We start from the raw sequence: 16,525 nt of genomic DNA, 5'->3' as shown, positions 1-16,525 counted from the left end.
CGTTACGCGCCGCCGGTGTGCACCTGGAACGCCGCCCGGCGTACGGCCTTCGCGAGGGCCGGGTCCGGGTGCGCGGCGGCCAGGGCGACCAGGACCTGCACCGTGCGGGGGTGACCCCCGGCACGGACCTCGTCGAGCAGCGCGGGGACTGTGCCCTGGACCGCGGAGTCGAGATGGCGCAGCAGCAGCTGGGGCTCGCCGTGGTCGGCGACGGCCGCCGCGGTGTCCACCCAGAGCCAGGTGGCTTCCTCGCGGGTGAGGACGTCGGCGGCGTCCTCGGGGTCCGCGCCCTCGTGCTCGGCGAGCCAGAGCAGGACGTAGGGACGCAGCGAGGGCTCGTCGGCGGCGACGCGGACCTCCCCCTCGGCGGGGGCGCCGACGACACGCAGCGCCTCGAAGGCGAGGCCGCGCAACAGGGCGTCCTCGCCGCGGGCGACGCCCAGGAGTTCGGCGACGGCGCTGGAGACGGTGCGGGCGGCGAGCCAGGCGCGGTACTCGGCGCGGGCCGGGCCGGGGGTGAGGCGGGCGCAGCCGCGCAGCATGTCCTCGGCGGACTGCTCGATATTGCCCGCCGGGCTCTGGGCGGCGACGCAGATCTGCTCCAGCTTGACCCAGACCGCCCAGTTGCCGAGCGGGGTCAGGGTGGCCGAGCGGCCCTTGTCGAGCGTGAGCGCGCCGACGGCCGACAGCCCTTCCAGGGCCCAGTCGAGCAGGAGGGCGACGGGTACGGGAGTACCAGCGTCGGGTTCGGGGTCGGGTTCGGAGTCAGACCCGCGGTCGGGGTCGGCGTCGGCGTCCTCGGGCTGAGGGCCGTAGGGGACTTCGCAGCGCTCCTCGCGCAGTTCGGCTACCCGTTGCTGGAGCAGATCGAGCAGCACCGGTACGAGCACAGGGCCGGCCGAGAGCTGGAGGAGGGAGAGGACCTGGGGCACGGCCTCGACGACCTCGGCGACCGCCGTGGGGGCGACGTCATCGGGAGCCGGGTGGACCAGCGACCAGGCGTCGAAGAGTGCGACCCAGCCACGCAGTACGGCCATGTCGTCGCGGTCCCAGGCGCGCAGCCGCCAGCCGGGGCGGGCCGTGTCGCCGTGCAGCTCGACGAGTCCGGCCAGGCGGGCACGGTCCCAGCCGGCGCGCACCTGGAGCGCGGTCAACTCCAGTGCGACGGCGGCCCGTTCCTGGGTCCGCCCGGTGAGCTGGGCGGTGCTGGGGTCCCTCTCGACCGCCGCCCAGCGGGCGATGCGGACGGCGTCGGCGAGGACTGTCCTGGCCTGTCGGGCCAGTTCCGAGGGGGCCGGGGTGCCCTCGGGAGGCCGGGGGGCCGGCCTGGTACCCCGGGTCGTCACGGCCCGCCGTGCGGTGGCCAGCGATCGCGGGCGGACAAGACGGAGTCTGGAGTTGCGCGCCAATTGCTCATCAGGCTTTCGGGACGTCACGGGGAGCAGTCTTCCCGCTGACGGCCCGAAAGCCCAAACGGAACCACCTCGGTCCGTTCAGGAGCCCTCCCGGCAGGGTCGGCGCAGGGCGCCGCCGGACACCTCCGAAGGACGGCAGGGCGCTACATCAGGGGGGTGAGGAAGCGGCGGAGGGCCTCTTCGTAGCGTTCCGGGTCCGCGTTCCACATGGCGGCGTGCGGCGCGTTCCGCACGGTGTGAAGGCTGACCAGTTCGGGGCGGCGTGCGGCGAGTTCGCGGGAGAGCTGCCAGGAGGCCAGGGCGTCGTCCGGGCCGTGGAAGATCAGGGTCGGCACCCGCATGGCCTTGGGATCGGCGGCTTCGAGCAGCCGGTCGCCGTGCAGTCCCGTCCTGCCCTGGGCCGCCCTGACGGCGAGCGGCAGCAGGGGCGCCGGGGTGCCGCGGGCGGCCGCCAGGCTGCGCAGCGTGGCTTCCCAGTCGAGGACCGGGGAGTCCAGGACGAGGCCCCTGATCCGGCCGCGCAGGGCTGAGTTGGCGGCGGCGTGCAGGGCCATCGACGCGCCGGTTGACCAGCCGTGCACGATGACGCGCTCGGCGCCCTGGCTCACGGCGTAGCGGATGGCCGCGTCCAGGTCGCGCCACTCGGAGTCGCCGAGGTGCCCGAGCCCGTCGGGCGGCGGAGGTGCGCCGGGGTCTCCGCGGTAGCCGAGGTTGAGCACCGGGAAACGCAGGGTGTGCAGGAACGGCAGGAGGTTCAGCGGATGTTCCCGGGTGGCGCCCAGACCGTGCACCGTGATGACCCAGGTCCCGCGGGGACCCGGCACGAACCAGGCGGGCAGCGTGCCGAGTTCGCCGGGTATGTCGAGGTCCTTGTGGTCGAGGCCGAGCGCGCTGGACGGGTCGCCGTCGTGCACGCGCGGGGTGAGCCGGACCTTGGTGCCGGGCTCGAGGCTGCCGTGGCTGACCCGCTCCAGCCGGCGTACGACGGTGTCGGCGCGGCGCGGCACCTCGTCGAGTATGGCCCCGATGACGGCGTGGACGTCCTCGCCCTCGATTCCGTACCGGCCGGGGCGCTGGGTGGCGAGGCTGCGGGTGAGCGTCACATGACCGGCGGCCGTGGAGTGCACGGTGAGCCGCGGGTCGCCGGGCAGCGGGCGTCCCGGCGTCGCCTTGAGCGCGGCGTCGCTTGCGTAGCGGCCGGCCGCGATCACGGCCGCGCCGACGCCGATCAGTGTGGTGACGGCTGCTGCCGTCGCGGTAACCGGGCGCACCGTTCCAGTGTCGGCACCCGCGGGCCGCCCTGCCAGCGGAGGGAGCCGTCGGTGTCCGGACACCCCCTAACCCGGTTGCCCGTAACTTCGGAGCTTCTCGGACGCCTCGTGCAGCTGCGAGCTCGTCAGGAGGGTGGGCGCGTGTCCGGGCACGGACGCGGCGGTGAGCCAGAGGCGGCACATCCACTCCAGCTGGGCGGTGCGGTCGTAGGCCTGGTCGAGGGAGTCCGCGTAGGCGACGGTTCCGTGGTTCTGCAGGAGGCAGGCGGTGCGGTCGCGCAGGGCGCGGAGCATGTTCTGGGCCAGTTCCTCGGTTCCGTACAGGGCGTACGCCGCGACCCTGACGGGCCCTCCCATGGCCCCGGACATGTAGTGGATGGGCGGGAGTTCGGGGACGAGGGTGGAGACGGCGGTGGCGTGCACGGCATGCGTGTGGACCACGGCGCCGGCGGAGGTGTTGCGGTAGAGCTCCAGGTGAAGGGGCAGCTCGCTGGTGGGGGCGAGGTCACCGCGGACCTGGTTGCCGTCGAGGTCGACGGCAACGGCGTCCTCCGGGGTGAGCCGGTCGTACGGGACTCCACTCGGGGTGACCAGGACGAGAGGGCCGACCCGTACCGAGACATTGCCCGACGTGCCCACCACCAGGCCTTCCGTCGCCGTCCTGCGGGCCGTGGCCACGAGGTCCCGCCACGCCCGCTCGATCGCGTCCTGCCGCTCCTGATCGGTCATGCGGCGATCCTGTCAGGCGTGGGCCGGTGCCACGGGACGGGCGGGTGACAGAGATCACGCGAATCCCCACGAAAGCCGTATGTCAGCGGTACTGCCGCCACCCCCGACAAGCGGAGCGCCAAATCCCCACTTCAGAACACCTTGAAGCCCACCCCAGTTCACCTTACGTTCATCCAGGTTAACTACGTTCACCGCGCCACTGACGTCAAGAGATTGCCTGGGTAAATGGAACACATCACGCTGCTGCTAGCGATCGTGATCGTGACAGCTCTCGTGTTCGATTTCACAAACGGTTTCCACGACACCGCCAACGCGATGGCGACGACCATCTCGACCGGCGCCCTGAAGCCCAAGACGGCGGTGGCCATGTCCGCCGCGCTCAATCTCGTCGGCGCGTTCCTGTCCGTCGAGGTCGCCAAAACGATATCCAGCGGCATCGTCACCGAGTCCGGCATCACTCCGGAAGTCATCTTCGCGGCGCTCGTCGGCGCCATCCTCTGGAACCTGATGACCTGGCTGATCGGTCTGCCGTCCAGCTCCTCGCACGCCCTGATGGGCGGACTGATCGGCGCCACCGTCGCCTCGGTCGGCATCGGCGGCGTCAACGGCGGCACCGTCGTCACCAAGGTCCTGATCCCCGCGATCGCCGCCCCCCTGGTGGCCGGCATCGCCGCGTTCCTGGCCTCCCGCCTGACGTTCAAGATCGGCAAGAACGCCGACGAGAAGGCCACGGCGAAGGGCTACCGCGCCGGCCAGATCACCTCGGCGGGCCTCGTCTCACTGGCCCACGGCACCAACGACGCGCAGAAGACGATGGGCATCATCACGCTGGCGCTCATCGCCGGCGGCGTGCTCTCGCCCGGTTCCAACCCCCCGATGTGGGTCATCCTCTCCGCCGGTCTCGCGATCGCGATGGGCACCTACCTCGGCGGCTGGCGCATCATCCGCACCATGGGCAAGGGCCTGACGGACCTTCGGCCGCAGCAGGGCTTCGCCGCCCAGACCAGTGCGGCCAGCGTCATCCTCGCCTCCTCCAACCTCGGCTTCTCGCTGTCGACGACGCACTCCTGCTCCGGCGCCGTGATGGGCGCGGGCCTGGGCCGCAAGGGGGGCGTGGTCCGCTGGTCCACCGCCACCCGGATGTTCGTCGCCTGGGGCCTGACGCTGCCCGCCGCCGCTCTGGTCGCCGCGGGCTCGGAGTTCGTGACCAAGCAGGGCGACTGGGGTGTCGCGGTCGTCGCGGCCTTCCTGATCGGCGCCTGCGCCGCGATCTGGTTCGTCTCCCGCCGCCAGGTGGTCGACCACACCAACGTCAATGACACGGACGCCGAGCCCGCGGGCGTCGTGACCGCCGCCATCGCGGCCGTCACGCCGCCGCCGGTTGGCACGCCCGCGCAGGACTTCAAGACGACCATCCCGGCTCCGGCCCCCGCCTCCGGCTCCGAGCCGACGCGTTCGGCCACGGTGTAAGGACAGATCAGCATGAAAATCGACTGGGCAGCACTCGGCTCCGTCTTCGGCGTGAGCCTCGTCGCCACCGTCGCCCTGGTGGGTCTGTTCACCCTGGGCGTGGTGGGCCTGACCAAGCAGGAGTCCGCGGCCACGAGCGGCGGCTCCGCGGTTCTGGCGCGCACCGGGGCGTACGCGTGCTTCGCGCTCTGCGCGGCGGCTGTGGCGTACGGGATCTATCTGATCGTCACCTGACAGCCGTTTCCGATACATCGGGTCCGGGCCGGGTCACCCCATCGGGTGACCCGGCTCGCGTGTGTGCCCCAACACACTCTTCCCATGCAGGTCAAAGGCCAGTTGACGCCCGTTCTCGCAGCGTGGTGGACTGCCGGAGCCATCTACGGCGGCAGAAGAGGAAGCCGGTGCGAATCCGGCGCGGTCCCGCCACTGTCACGGGGGAGCACTCCTCCGGAAGCCAGGAACTCTCACCGCCGGTCACGTCGAACCAGGGCGCGGACACCCTGAGTGAGGACATATCGCCATGCGCGGCTGCGGTTCGGTTCCTGCTGTGAGTACGAGGTTCCAACGAGGCGGAACGACGGCCTGAACCCATGCGTGCCGACCGCCGATTCGTGTACGGCGCCACCGCCGGCCTGGCCGGTGACCTGCTTCTGGGCGATCCCCGCCGAGGGCATCCGGTCGCCGCGTTCGGGCGGGCCGCGGGTGGTGTCGAGCGTGTGCTGTGGCGTGACCACCGGGGGTGGGGCGCGCTGCACACCGTGGTGTGCGCCGGAGGCGCCGCTGCTGCCGCCGCACTGCTGAGCCGTGGAGTACGGGGCCGCTCGGCCACCTCCGTCGCACTGACCGCCGCCGTCACCTGGGCCGTCGTCGGCGGCACGTCGCTGGGCCGGGAGGCACGCGCCATCGGTGGCGCGCTGGCCGCCGGGGACGTGGAGGTGGCCAGGGAACGGCTGCCGCATCTGTGCGGGCGCGATCCGCAGGCCCTGGACGAGCAGCAGATCGCGCGAGCGGTCGTCGAATCCGTCGCGGAGAACACCTCCGACGCCGTGGTGGGCGCGCTGGTCTGGGGGGCGCTCGCGGGCGTGCCGGGGCTGGTCGGCTTCCGGGCGGTCAACACCCTGGACGCGATGGTCGGCCACAAGTCGCTCCGCTACCGGCGGTTCGGCTGGGCCTCGGCCCGGCTCGACGACGTCGTGGGCTGGCCGGGCGCCCGGCTCACCGCGGCGCTGGCGGTGCTCGCGGGCGGGGACGCGCACGGAGCCGCCCGGGCCTGGCGAGACGACGCGAAGAAGCATCCGAGCCCCAACGCGGGCCCGGTCGAGGCGGCTTTCGCCGGTGCACTCGGTGTACGGCTCGGCGGAACGCTCTCCTACGCCGGACGCGTCGAGCACCGTCCCGTACTCAACGGTGATGGCCGCGCTGTCCAGTTCGGCGACATCGAACGTGCCGTGCGGCTCTCGCGCCGCGTCGGCTGGCTGACACTCGCGACCTGCGCGGCGGGGCGCCTCGCGGGGCATGCGCTGCGTGCGCGGCGCGCGGGAAAGGGGCGGGGATGAGCGGGCACAGGGGCGGCGGACTGATGGTCGCGGGGACCACGTCCGACGCGGGCAAGAGCGTCGTGACGGCAGGGATCTGCCGCTGGCTGGTGCGGCAGGGGGTGAAGGTCGCGCCCTTCAAGGGGCAGAACATGTCGCTCAACTCGTTCGTGACGCGCGAGGGCGCGGAGATCGGACGGGCGCAGGCCATGCAGGCGCAGGCGGCCCGCGTGGAGCCGAGCGCGCTGATGAACCCGGTGCTGCTCAAGCCCGGCAGCGACCGCTCCAGTCAGGTCGTGCTGATGGGCAGGCCGGTGGGTGAACTCAGCGCCCGCGGCTACCACGGCGGGCGGCAGGAGTCCCTGTTCGGGACCGTCGTGGAGTGCCTGGAGGAGCTGCGGGGCACGTATGAAGCCGTGATCTGCGAGGGGGCGGGCAGTCCGGCCGAGATCAATCTGCGGCGTACGGACATCGTGAACATGGGCATCGCACGGGCCGCGCGCCTGCCGGTGCTCGTGGTCGGAGACATCGACCGCGGCGGCGTCTTCGCCTCCTTCTTCGGTACGACCGCACTGCTCGCCCCCGAGGACCAGTCGCTGATCGCGGGCTATCTCGTCAATAAGTTCCGGGGCGATGTGACGCTCCTCGAACCCGGCCTGGAGATGCTGCACGGGCTGACCGGGCGGCACACCTATGGCGTGCTGCCCTTCGCGCACGGCCTCGGCATCGACGAGGAGGACGGTCTGCGGGTCTCGCTGCGCGGCGCGGTACGGGAGTCGGTGGTCGCGCCGCCCGTCGGCGAGGACGTGCTGCGCGTCGCCGTGTGTGCCGTACCGCTGATGTCGAACTTCACGGACGTGGACGCGCTCGCCGCCGAACCCGGCGTCGTCGTGCGCTTCGTGGACCGGGCCGAGGAGCTGGTCGACGCCGATCTGGTGGTCGTGCCGGGCACGAGGGGCACGGTCAAGGCGCTGGCGTGGCTGCGCGAGCGCGGGCTCGCCGACGCTCTGGCACGCCGGGCCGCCGAGGGGCGCCCGGTGCTCGGCATCTGCGGCGGCTTCCAGGTGCTGGGGGAGCACATCGAGGACGAGGTCGAGTCGCGCGCGGGCGCCGTCGACGGACTCGGGCTGCTGCCGGTACGGGTGCGGTTCGCCCGGGACAAGACCCTCGCGCGGCCCGTGGGCACGGCGCTCGGCGAGAGCGTCGAGGGGTACGAGATCCATCACGGGGTCGCCGAAGTGCTGGGCGGAGAAGCGTTCATCTCTGATGAGAGTGGACACAGCTTGGACGGCTGCCGGGTGGGGTCGGTGTGGGGCACGCACTGGCACGGCTCGCTGGAGAGCGACGGCTTCAGGCGCGCCTTTCTGCGGGAGGTGGCAGCGGCCTCCGGACGGCGATTCGTACCAGCGCCGGACACCAGCTTCGGGGCGCTGCGCGAGGAGCAGCTGGACCGTCTCGGCGATCTGATCGAAGAACACGCGGACACGGACGCGCTGTTGCGGCTCATCGAGTCGGGCGCTCCGAGGGGACTGCCCTTCATTCCACCGGGAGCGCCATGAGCACCGTGCTGTTGCTGTCCACCGCCGACACCGATCTGCTGGCGGCCCGGGCCTCCGGGGCGCCGTACCGGATCGGCAACCCCACCCGTGTCGACGTGACCGAGGAACTGCCCGCGCTGATCGAGGGCGCCGACATCGCCGTCGTACGTCTCCTTGGCGGGAAGCGGGCCTGGGAGGACGGCCTCGCGGCCCTGCGTGCCGCGCGGATCCCGACGGTGCTGCTGGGCGGAGAGGCCGTCCCGGACGCGGAGTTGATGGCCGAGTCCACGGTGCACGCGGGTGCGGTGACGGAGGCGCTGCGCTATCTGGTCGAGGGCGGTCAGGGGAACCTCGTCGAGCTGGCGCGCTTCCTCCTCCAGGACGTGCTGCTGACGGGGCACGGTCGTGCCGGAGGCGCGCAGAACAGGCACAGCGCCGAGCCGCAGAAGATGCCCGAGTGGGGCGTGCACGGCACGCGCGCGTATGTCGAGGGCCGGCCGACTGTGGGCGTGCTCTTCTACCGGGCGCACCAGCTCTCGGGGAACACCGCCTTCGTCGACACGCTCTGCGACCGCATCGAGGAGCGGGGCGCCAACGCCCTTCCCGTGTACTGCGGTTCGCTGCGCGGCGCCGACCCCGGGCTGTACGAGCTGCTCGGCAGGGCCGACGCGCTGATCGCCACCGTGCTCGCCGCCGGCGGCACGCGCGCGAGCGACGCCAGTGCGGGCGGCGACGACGAGGCCTGGGACATCGGGGCGCTCGCCGAGCTCGACATCCCGGTGCTCCAGGGTCTGTGCCTGACGTCCTCGCGGGCGCTCTGGGAGGCGTCGGACGCGGCGCTGTCCCCGATGGACGCGGCGATGCAGGTGGCGATCCCGGAGTTCGACGGGCGGCTGATCACGGTCCCGTTCTCCTTCAAGGAGCAGGGCCCCGACGATGTGCCGGTGTACGTCGCCGACCCGGAGCGGGCCGGGCGGGTCGCCGGAATCGCCGTGCGCCACGCGGAGTTGAAGCACAAGCCGAACGCGCAGAAGCGGCTTGCGCTGGTCTTCACCGCCTACCCGACCAAGCACTCACGCGTCGGCAACGCGGTGGGCCTGGACACCCCGGCCTCGGCGGTACGGGTCCTGGACGCCCTGCGCGATGCCGGTTACGCCGTCGAAGGCCACCCGGACAACGGCGACGAGCTGATCCACCGGCTCATCAACGCCGGTGGCCACGACGTCGAGTGGCTGACCGAGAAGCAGTTGGCCGCTGCCCCCGCGCGCGTGCCGCTCGCCGACTACCGGGCCTGGTTCGACACCGTGGATCCCGGGCTGCGCGAGGCGATGCTGGAGCACTGGGGCGAGCCGCCGGGCTCGCTCTATGTCGACGGCGACGACATCGTGCTGGCCTCGCTCCGGTTCGGGAACGTCGTGGTCATGATCCAGCCGCCGCGCGGCTTCGGCGAGAACCCGATCGCGATCTACCACGACCCGGACATGCCGCCCTCGCACCACTACCTGGCGGCGTACCGCTGGCTGGAGGCCCCGGCATCGGAGGGGGGCTTCGGCGCGGACGCGATCGTGCACATGGGCAAGCACGGCACCATGGAATGGCTGCCGGGCAAGGGCCTCGGCCTGTCGGCGGGCTGCGGACCGGACGCCGTGCTGGGCGAACTGCCGCTGATCTACCCCTTCATCGTCAACGACCCGGGCGAGGGCACCCAGGCCAAGCGCCGCGGCCACGCCACTGTCGTGGACCATCTCGTGCCGCCGATGGCTCGTGCGGACACCTACGGCGATCTGGCAAAGCTCGAACAGCTCCTGGACGAGTACGCCCTCGTGTCCGATCTCGATCCGGCGAAGGCCCCGGCCGTACGGGCACAGATCTGGACGCTCGTGAAGGCCGCCGAGCTCCACCACGACCTGCATGTCGACGAACAGCCGGACGACGGCGAGTTCGACTCGTTCGTCATGCACATCGACGGCTACCTCTGTGAGATCAAGGACGTCCAGATCAGGGACGGTCTGCACATCCTGGGCGGCGGCCCCGAGTCGGAGGCCCGGGTCAATCTCGTCCTGGCCGTGCTGCGCGCCTCCCAGGTGTGGGGCGGACAGTCCAACGCGCTGCCGGGGCTGCGGGCCGCGCTCGCCGAGCACTTCGGGCTCGTCGAGAAGGATCTGCTCGCCGAGCCGGGCGCGCCGGTGAAGGTCCCGGTGGAGCTGACCGCGCTGGTCGGCGGTCCGGCCAGGACCGGCGCCGACGCGATCGATCTGCTGGAGCAGCTGTGCCGACGGCTCGCCGAGGGCATGGAGGAGCGCGGCTGGTCCACCGACGACTGCGCGGCTCTGGTGCGCGACACTCTCGGCACCGAGCTCCCCGCCGCCGTCGCCGTGCTGGGCTTCGCCTGCGAGGAGGTCGTGCCGCGCCTCGCCCGTACGACCGACGAGATCGGCAACATCCTGCGGGCCCTGAACGGCGGCTATGTGCCCGCCGGCCCCTCCGGCTCGCCGACGCGCGGCCTCGTCAACGTCCTGCCGACCGGCCGCAACTTCTACTCCGTCGACCCCAAGGCGATCCCGTCGCGGCTGTCCTGGGAGGTCGGCCAGGCGCTCGCCGACTCGCTGGTGGCGCGCTTCCTGACGGACACCGGCGCCTACCCGAAGTCGGTGGGCCTGACGGTGTGGGGCACCTCCGCGATGCGCACCCAGGGCGACGACATCGCCGAGATCCTGGCGCTGCTCGGCTGCCGCCCGGTCTGGGACGACGCGTCCCGGCGCGTGACGGGCTTCGAGGTGGTGCCGCTGCGGGAGCTCGCGCGGCCGCGCATCGATGTGACGGTACGCATCTCCGGCTTCTTCCGGGACGCCTTCCCTCATGTGGTGGGGCTGATCGACGACGCCGTACGGGCGGTGGCCGAGCTGGACGAACCGGCCGAGTCCAACTACGTACGGGCGCACGCGGAAGAGGACACGGCCCTGCACGGCGACCGGCGGCGGGCCACGGCGCGGATCTTCGGCTCCAAGCCCGGGGCGTACGGAGCGGGTCTGCTGCCGCTGATCGACGCACGGAACTGGCGCTCCGACGCGGACCTCGCGGAGGTGTACGCGGTGTGGGGCGGATACGCGTACGGGCGCGGGCTGAACGGGCGTGCGGCACGCGGGGACATGGAGACGGCGTTCCGCAGGATCGCGGTCGCCGCGAAGAACGTGGACACGCGGGAGCACGATCTCGTCGACGCGGACGACTACTTCCAGTACCACGGCGGGATGGTCGCCATGGTGCGCCATCTGACGGGCGACTCGCCCGAGGCGTACGTGGGCGACTCGGCGGTCCCGGACCAGATCAGGACACGCACCCTGGGCGAGGAGACGCACCGCGTGTTCCGGGCGCGGGTGGTCAACCCGCGCTGGATGGCGGCGATGCGGCGGCACGGCTACAAGGGCGCGTTCGAGATGGCCGCGACGGTGGACTATCTGTTCGGGTACGACGCGACGGCGGGTGTCGTCGACGACTGGATGTACGAGAAGTTGTCGGCGGAGTACGTCTTCGATCCGGAGAACCGGGAGTTCATGCAGAAGTCCAATCCCTGGGCGCTGCGGGGGATCACGGAAAGGCTGCTGGAGGCGGCGGAGCGGCGGCTGTGGGCGGAGCCGGACGAGGGGACGCTGGAGCGGCTTCGGGCGACGTACCTGGAGCTTGAGGGCGAGCTGGAGGGGGACGCGTGAACGTCTTTTCCTGCTGGGGGCTCCGCCCCCGGACCCCGCGCCTCAATCTCCCCCAGACTTCGTCCGGGGGGACCCGCACGAGGCTGATCTTTACCACCAAGGAGACCGCATGAGCACCCCCTACCCCTTCACCGCCATCGTCGGGCAGGACGACCTGCGGCTCGCGCTGCTGCTGAACGCCGTGTCGCCCGCCGTCGGCGGTGTGCTCGTGCGCGGTGAGAAGGGGACCGCCAAGTCGACCGCCGTACGCGCCCTTTCCGCGTTGATACCGGAGGTCCCCGTGGTCCCCGGGTGCCGGTTCTCCTGCGACCCGGCCGCGCCCGACCCGGCATGTCCTGATGGGCCTCACGAGACGGGCGGCGGCACGGCGCGCCCCGCGCGGATGGTCGAGCTGCCCGTCGGGGCGTCCGAGGACCGGCTCGTCGGCGCGCTCGACATCGAGCGGGCGCTCGCCGAGGGCGTGAAGGCCTTCGAGCCGGGGCTGCTCGCCGACGCGCACCGCGGGCTCCTCTACGTCGACGAAGTGAACCTGCTCCACGACCACTTGGTGGACCTGCTCCTCGACGCGGCGGCCATGGGCGCCTCGTACGTCGAGCGTGAAGGCGTCTCGGTACGGCATGCGGCTCGCTTCCTGCTGGTCGGGACGATGAACCCCGAAGAGGGCGAGCTGCGGCCGCAGTTGCTGGACCGGTTCGGGCTCACCGTCGAGGTCGCGGCCTCCCGCGAGCCCGAACAGCGGGTCGAGGTGGTGCGCCGCCGCCTCGCGTACGACGACGATCCCGGCGGCTTCACCGGGCGCTGGGCGGACGACGAGACGGCTCTGCGGGCGCGGATCGTGGCCGCACGGGCGCTGCTGCCCGAGGTGCGGCTCGGCGACGGCGCGCTGCGGCAGATCGCCGCGACCTGCGCGGCCTTCGAGGTCGACGGCATGCGCGCGGACATCGTGATGGCGCGGACGGCCACGGCGCTGGCCGCGTGGGCGGGGCGGAGCGACGTACTGGCCGAGGACGTGCGCCAGGCCGCGCTGCTGGCACTCCCCCACCGGCGGCGGCGCAATCCCTTCGACGCGCCCGGTCTCGACGAGGACAAGCTCGACGAGACGCTGGAGGAGTTCGGCGACGACGATCCCGACACCGATCCGGACGGGCCGGGCGGGGGTGGTGGGCAGCCGCCGCAGGACGGTCCGGGCACGCCGCCGCAGGGCGACGCGAGCCAGGGTGACACTCCCGCCGAGCCGCAGGAGGCCGAAGGCGGTCGGCCGCAGGCCGCGGGCGGCGGTGAGCAGCAGCCCGTACGGGCCGCGGAGCCGTTCCGTACGAAGGTGCTCAGCGTGCCCGGGCTCGGCGAGGGCGCGGCGGGGCGCAGGTCCCGTGCGCGGACCGAGCACGGGCGGACGACGGGAGCCCGGCGGCCACGGGGGGCGCTCACCAAGCTGCACTTGGCGGCGACCGTGCAGGCGGCCGCTCCGCACCAGCGGGCGCGCGGGCGCAGCGGCCGCGGTCTGGTGGTCCGGCGTGACGACCTGCGGCAGGCCACCCGGGAGGGGCGGGAGGGGAACCTCGTGCTGTTCCTGGTGGACGCCTCGGGTTCGATGGCGGCCCGGCAGCGGATGAGCGCGGTCAAGGGCGCCGTGCTGTCGCTGCTGCTCGACGCGTATCAGCGGCGCGACAAGGTCGGGCTGATCACCTTCCGCGGCAAGGACGCGGAGGTGGCGCTGCCGCCGACCTCGTCGGTGGACGCGGCCGCGGCCCGTCTCGAACTGCTGCCCACGGGTGGCCGGACGCCGCTGGCGGCCGGGCTGCTGCGGGCGCACGACGTACTGCGCGTGGAGCGTCTGCGCGATCCGGCGCGCCGCCCGCTGCTCGTCGTGGTGACGGACGGCCGCGCTACGGGCGGCGTCGATCCGGTGGCGCTCGCCTCGCGGTCCGCGCGGCTGCACGCCGCCGAGGGCACAGCCTCGGTCGTCGTGGACTGCGAGTCGGGGCCGGTGCGCCTCGGGCTCGCCGGGGAACTCGCCCGTGATCTCGGCGGCACCGCCGTCACCCTGGACGAGCTGCGCGCCGACAGCATCGCCGGACTCGTCAGGGACGTCACCGCAACCAGGAGGGCCGCTTAATGCCGCAGGGACAGCCGACCGTCGTTCCCCAGGACGGGCTCACCACCCGCCAGCGCCGCAACCGGCCGCTGGTGATGGTGCACACGGGGGTGGGCAAGGGGAAGTCGACGGCCGCCTTCGGGATGGCGCTGCGCGCCTGGAACCAGGGCTGGCCGGTCGGGGTGTTCCAGTTCGTCAAGTCCGCGAAGTGGAAGGTCGGCGAGGAGAACGCCCTGAAGGTCCTCGGCGCGAGCGGCGAGGGCGGCAAGGTGGACTGGCACAAGATGGGCGAGGGCTGGTCCTGGATCCAGCGCGCACCCGCGGACGGCGAGGTGTCGAACGAGGAGAAGGCGCGCGAGGGCTGGGAACAGGTCAAGCGCGACCTGACCGCCGAGTCGTACAAGTTCTACGTCCTGGACGAGTTCGCGTATCCGATGCACTGGGGCTGGGTGGACCCCGCCGAGGTGATCCAGGTGCTGCGCGACCGCCCCGGCACCCAGCATGTCGTGATCACCGGCCGCAACGCGCCCGCCGAACTCCTCGACTTCGCCGACCTCGTCACCGACATGTCCAAGGTCAAGCACCCGATGGACGCGGGTCAGAAGGGGCAGCGGGGCATCGAGTGGTAGCACGTCTCGTCATCGCCGCGCCGTCCTCGGGCAGCGGCAAGACCACCGTCGCGACGGGCCTGATGGCGGCCTTCGTTGCGGCGGGCCTGACCGTGTCCCCGCACAAGGTCGGCCCGGACTACATAGACCCCGGCTACCACTCGCTCGCGACGGGACGCCCGGGACGCAATCTCGACGCGTACATGTGCGGTACGGAACTGATGGAACCGCTGTTCGCGCACGGCGCCGCGGGGTGCGACGTGGCCGTCGTCGAGGGCGTGATGGGGCTCTACGACGGCGCGGCGGGCGCGGGTGAACTGGCCTCCACGGCCCAGGTGGCGAAGCTGCTGCGGGCGCCGGTGGTGCTGGTGGTCGACGCGTCGTCGCAGTCGCGGTCGGTGGCGGCGCTGGTGCACGGTTTCGCGTCGTGGGACCCGCAGGTGCGGATCGGTGGCGTGATCCTCAACAAGGTCGCGTCGGACCGGCACGAGGAGCTGCTGCGGGAGGCGCTGGAGGAGTCGGGGGTGCCGGTGCTGGGGGTGCTGCGGCGGGTGCCTCAGGTCGCCTCGCCATCGCGGCACCTTGGTCTTGTGCCGGTGGCCGAGCGGCGGGCGGAGGCGGTGGACGCGGTTGCCGCGATGGCCGAACAGGTTCGGCGTGGCTGCGACTTGGAGGGGTTGCTGGGGTTGGCGCGGTCGGCTCCGCGGCTGGGTGCGGCGGCGTGGGACGCGGAGGCCGCCGCCGTCCCCCAGACTCCGTCCGGGGGGACCCCCAAGCTCCCCGCTCCTCAAACGCCGGAGGGGCTGAAAAACAGGCGCCCCCTCGTCGCCGTCGCCGGCGGACCCGCCTTCACCTTCTCCTACGCCGAGCACTCCGAACTCCTCACCGCCGCCGGCGCCGACGTCGTCCCCTTCGACCCCCTGCGGGACGAGCAACTACCCACCAACACCGCCGGACTCGTCATCGGCGGTGGATTCCCCGAGGTGTACGCCCCCGAGCTGTCCGCCAACGAACCCCTCCGCAAGGCCGTCGCCGAGTTCGCGCACTCCGGCGCGCCCGTCGCCGCCGAGTGTGCCGGGCTGTTGTATCTCGCCCGTTCTCTGGACGGGCAGCCGATGTGCGGTGTGCTGGACGCCGAGGCGCGGATGAGCGGGCGGCTGACGCTCGGCTACCGGGAGGCCGTTGCCGTCAGCGACAGCGTCCTCGCCGCGGCCGGGACGCGGCTGCGCGGGCACGAGTTCCACCGGACCGTCATCGAGCCCGCCGCAGGACCCGACCCCGCCTGGGGCGTGCACCGGCCGGAGCGCCGGGTCGAGGGGTTCGTCCAGCGGGGCGTGCATGCGAGCTATCTGCATACGCACTGGGCCTCCGCACCCGGTGTCGCCCGCCGATTCGTTGAGGGGTGTGCGCGATGAGCAGGCTGATCGGTGTCGGAGTGGGGCCGGGCGACCCGGAGTTGGTGACCGTGAAGGGCGTGCGCGCGCTTCAGGAGGCCGATGTCGTCGTCGTACCGGTGATGGACACGCTGGAGCGGGGCCGCGCCGAGGCGACGGTCCTGCACTACGTCGGCGCCGAGAAGGTCGTACGGGTCGTGTTCGCGCTCAACGAGCGCACCGACCGGGCCCGTCGTGAGGCCGCCTGGGACGCCGCGGGCGAGCGCGTCGCCGAACTCCTGCGCGCTCACGACGTCGTCTCCTTCGCGACGATCGGCGACCCGAACGTGTACTCCACGTTCACCTATCTCGCGCAGACGATCGGCGAACTGGTCCCGGGGACGGCCGTGGAGACCGTGCCCGGTATCACCGCGATGCAGGATCTGGCGGCCCGCAGCGGCGCGGTCCTCACCGAGGGCACCGAGCCGCTGACCCTGGTGCCGGTGACGGCCGGTGCGGCCGTTCTGAAGGGTGCCCTGGAGGGGCCCGGGACGGTGGTGGCATACAAGTTCGGGCGACTGGCCGCCGAGGTGGCGACCGCCCTGCGGGAGACGGGACGTACCGAGGGCGCGGTGTGGGGCTCGGCGCTCGGGCTGCCGGAGGAGTCGATCCGGCCTGCCGCCGAGCTGGCCGAGGGCCCGTTGCCGTATCTGTCGACGCTGATCGCGCCGGCCCCGCGGGACAGCGGCCGTGGGGGCAAGTTGTGAACGCGTCACTCGGA

12 protein-coding genes and 1 riboswitch are annotated in these 16,525 nt (G+C 72.4%); of the genes, 9 read left to right on the top strand and 3 right to left on the bottom strand.

Translation table 11 applies throughout. From position 1 onward, the window contains the following. Nucleotides 1-2 precede the first annotated feature (2 nt). The 3 genes from OG905_RS31410 to OG905_RS31400 form a co-directional block, all read right to left on the bottom strand. On the bottom strand, nucleotides 3-1,436 hold the full coding sequence (locus OG905_RS31410; RefSeq protein WP_443044014.1) for a hypothetical protein: 1,434 nt from the start codon (nucleotides 1,434-1,436) through the stop codon (nucleotides 3-5). Nucleotides 1,437-1,558: 122 nt separating this feature from the next. Next, nucleotides 1,559-2,686 (bottom strand): alpha/beta hydrolase, encoded by a 1,128-nt coding sequence (locus tag OG905_RS31405; protein ID WP_328679355.1) that lies wholly within the window; start codon nucleotides 2,684-2,686, stop codon nucleotides 1,559-1,561. A 66-nt stretch (nucleotides 2,687-2,752) separates the two neighbouring features. Beyond that, nucleotides 2,753-3,415 carry a class II aldolase/adducin family protein gene (locus tag OG905_RS31400; protein ID WP_328679352.1) on the bottom strand — a complete coding sequence of 221 codons (663 nt, stop codon included), beginning with the start codon at nucleotides 3,413-3,415 and terminating at the stop codon, nucleotides 2,753-2,755. 225 nt (nucleotides 3,416-3,640) lie between these two features. Here OG905_RS31400 and OG905_RS31395 point away from each other — a divergent pair, with 225 nt between their 5' ends. The 9 genes from OG905_RS31395 (at nucleotide 3,641) to cobI (ending at nucleotide 16,511) form a co-directional block, all read left to right on the top strand. After that, the gene (locus tag OG905_RS31395) at nucleotides 3,641-4,885 is read left to right on the top strand and encodes an inorganic phosphate transporter (RefSeq protein ID WP_328679349.1); all 1,245 of its coding nucleotides are present in this window, start codon (nucleotides 3,641-3,643) and stop codon (nucleotides 4,883-4,885) included. A gap of 12 nt (nucleotides 4,886-4,897) precedes the next feature. Beyond that, nucleotides 4,898-5,119, top strand: a complete 222-nt coding sequence (locus tag OG905_RS31390; protein WP_266477759.1) for a hypothetical protein — start codon at nucleotides 4,898-4,900, stop codon at nucleotides 5,117-5,119. 109 nt (nucleotides 5,120-5,228) lie between these two features. Beyond that, nucleotides 5,229-5,368, top strand: a riboswitch (cobalamin riboswitch). Nucleotides 5,369-5,475: 107 nt separating this feature from the next. Next, on the top strand, nucleotides 5,476-6,441 hold the full coding sequence (locus OG905_RS31385; RefSeq protein WP_328679347.1) for a cobalamin biosynthesis protein: 966 nt from the start codon (nucleotides 5,476-5,478) through the stop codon (nucleotides 6,439-6,441). Next, entirely contained in the window at nucleotides 6,438-7,979 is a 1,542-nt protein-coding gene (locus tag OG905_RS31380) for a cobyric acid synthase (RefSeq protein WP_328679345.1), read from the top strand. Before OG905_RS31385 ends, OG905_RS31380 begins: the two co-directional genes overlap by 4 nt. Continuing rightward, entirely contained in the window at nucleotides 7,976-11,668 is a 3,693-nt protein-coding gene (gene cobN, locus OG905_RS31375) for a cobaltochelatase subunit CobN (protein WP_328679343.1), read from the top strand. The genes OG905_RS31380 and cobN overlap by 4 nt, the downstream gene beginning before the upstream one ends. Nucleotides 11,669-11,777: 109 nt before the next feature. Continuing rightward, on the top strand, nucleotides 11,778-13,784 hold the full coding sequence (locus tag OG905_RS31370; RefSeq protein ID WP_328679341.1) for a putative cobaltochelatase: 2,007 nt from the start codon (nucleotides 11,778-11,780) through the stop codon (nucleotides 13,782-13,784). After that, nucleotides 13,784-14,392 carry a cob(I)yrinic acid a,c-diamide adenosyltransferase gene (cobO, locus tag OG905_RS31365; protein WP_328679340.1) on the top strand — a complete coding sequence of 203 codons (609 nt, stop codon included), beginning with the start codon at nucleotides 13,784-13,786 and terminating at the stop codon, nucleotides 14,390-14,392. Before OG905_RS31370 ends, cobO begins: the two co-directional genes overlap by 1 nt. Further along, on the top strand, nucleotides 14,386-15,786 hold the full coding sequence (locus OG905_RS31360) for a cobyrinate a,c-diamide synthase (RefSeq protein WP_328679338.1): 1,401 nt from the start codon (nucleotides 14,386-14,388) through the stop codon (nucleotides 15,784-15,786). Before cobO ends, OG905_RS31360 begins: the two co-directional genes overlap by 7 nt. Next, on the top strand, nucleotides 15,783-16,511 hold the full coding sequence (gene cobI / locus OG905_RS31355; protein WP_328679335.1) for a precorrin-2 C(20)-methyltransferase: 729 nt from the start codon (nucleotides 15,783-15,785) through the stop codon (nucleotides 16,509-16,511). The genes OG905_RS31360 and cobI overlap by 4 nt, the downstream gene beginning before the upstream one ends. Nucleotides 16,512-16,525 lie beyond the last annotated feature (14 nt).

The organism is Streptomyces sp. NBC_00322 (assembly GCF_036147535.1).
Classification (GTDB): domain Bacteria; phylum Actinomycetota; class Actinomycetes; order Streptomycetales; family Streptomycetaceae; genus Streptomyces.
This window is presented reverse-complemented; position numbering and strand designations above follow the sequence as displayed.

Bases quoted from the DNA above. Each gene is read 5' to 3' on its own strand.
- OG905_RS31400 (WP_328679352.1), bottom strand. From the start codon at position 3,415: ATGACCGATCAGGAGCGGCAGGACGCGATCGAGCGGGCGTGGCGGGAC.
- OG905_RS31395 (WP_328679349.1), top strand. From the start codon at position 3,641: ATGGAACACATCACGCTGCTGCTAGCGATCGTGATCGTGACAGCTCTC.
- OG905_RS31390 (WP_266477759.1), top strand. From the start codon at position 4,898: ATGAAAATCGACTGGGCAGCACTCGGCTCCGTCTTCGGCGTGAGCCTC.
- OG905_RS31385 (WP_328679347.1), top strand. From the start codon at position 5,476: ATGCGTGCCGACCGCCGATTCGTGTACGGCGCCACCGCCGGCCTGGCC.
- OG905_RS31380 (WP_328679345.1), top strand. From the start codon at position 6,438: ATGAGCGGGCACAGGGGCGGCGGACTGATGGTCGCGGGGACCACGTCC.
- cobN (WP_328679343.1), top strand. From the start codon at position 7,976: ATGAGCACCGTGCTGTTGCTGTCCACCGCCGACACCGATCTGCTGGCG.
- OG905_RS31370 (WP_328679341.1), top strand. From the start codon at position 11,778: ATGAGCACCCCCTACCCCTTCACCGCCATCGTCGGGCAGGACGACCTG.
- cobO (WP_328679340.1), top strand. From the start codon at position 13,784: ATGCCGCAGGGACAGCCGACCGTCGTTCCCCAGGACGGGCTCACCACC.
- cobI (WP_328679335.1), top strand. From the start codon at position 15,783: ATGAGCAGGCTGATCGGTGTCGGAGTGGGGCCGGGCGACCCGGAGTTG.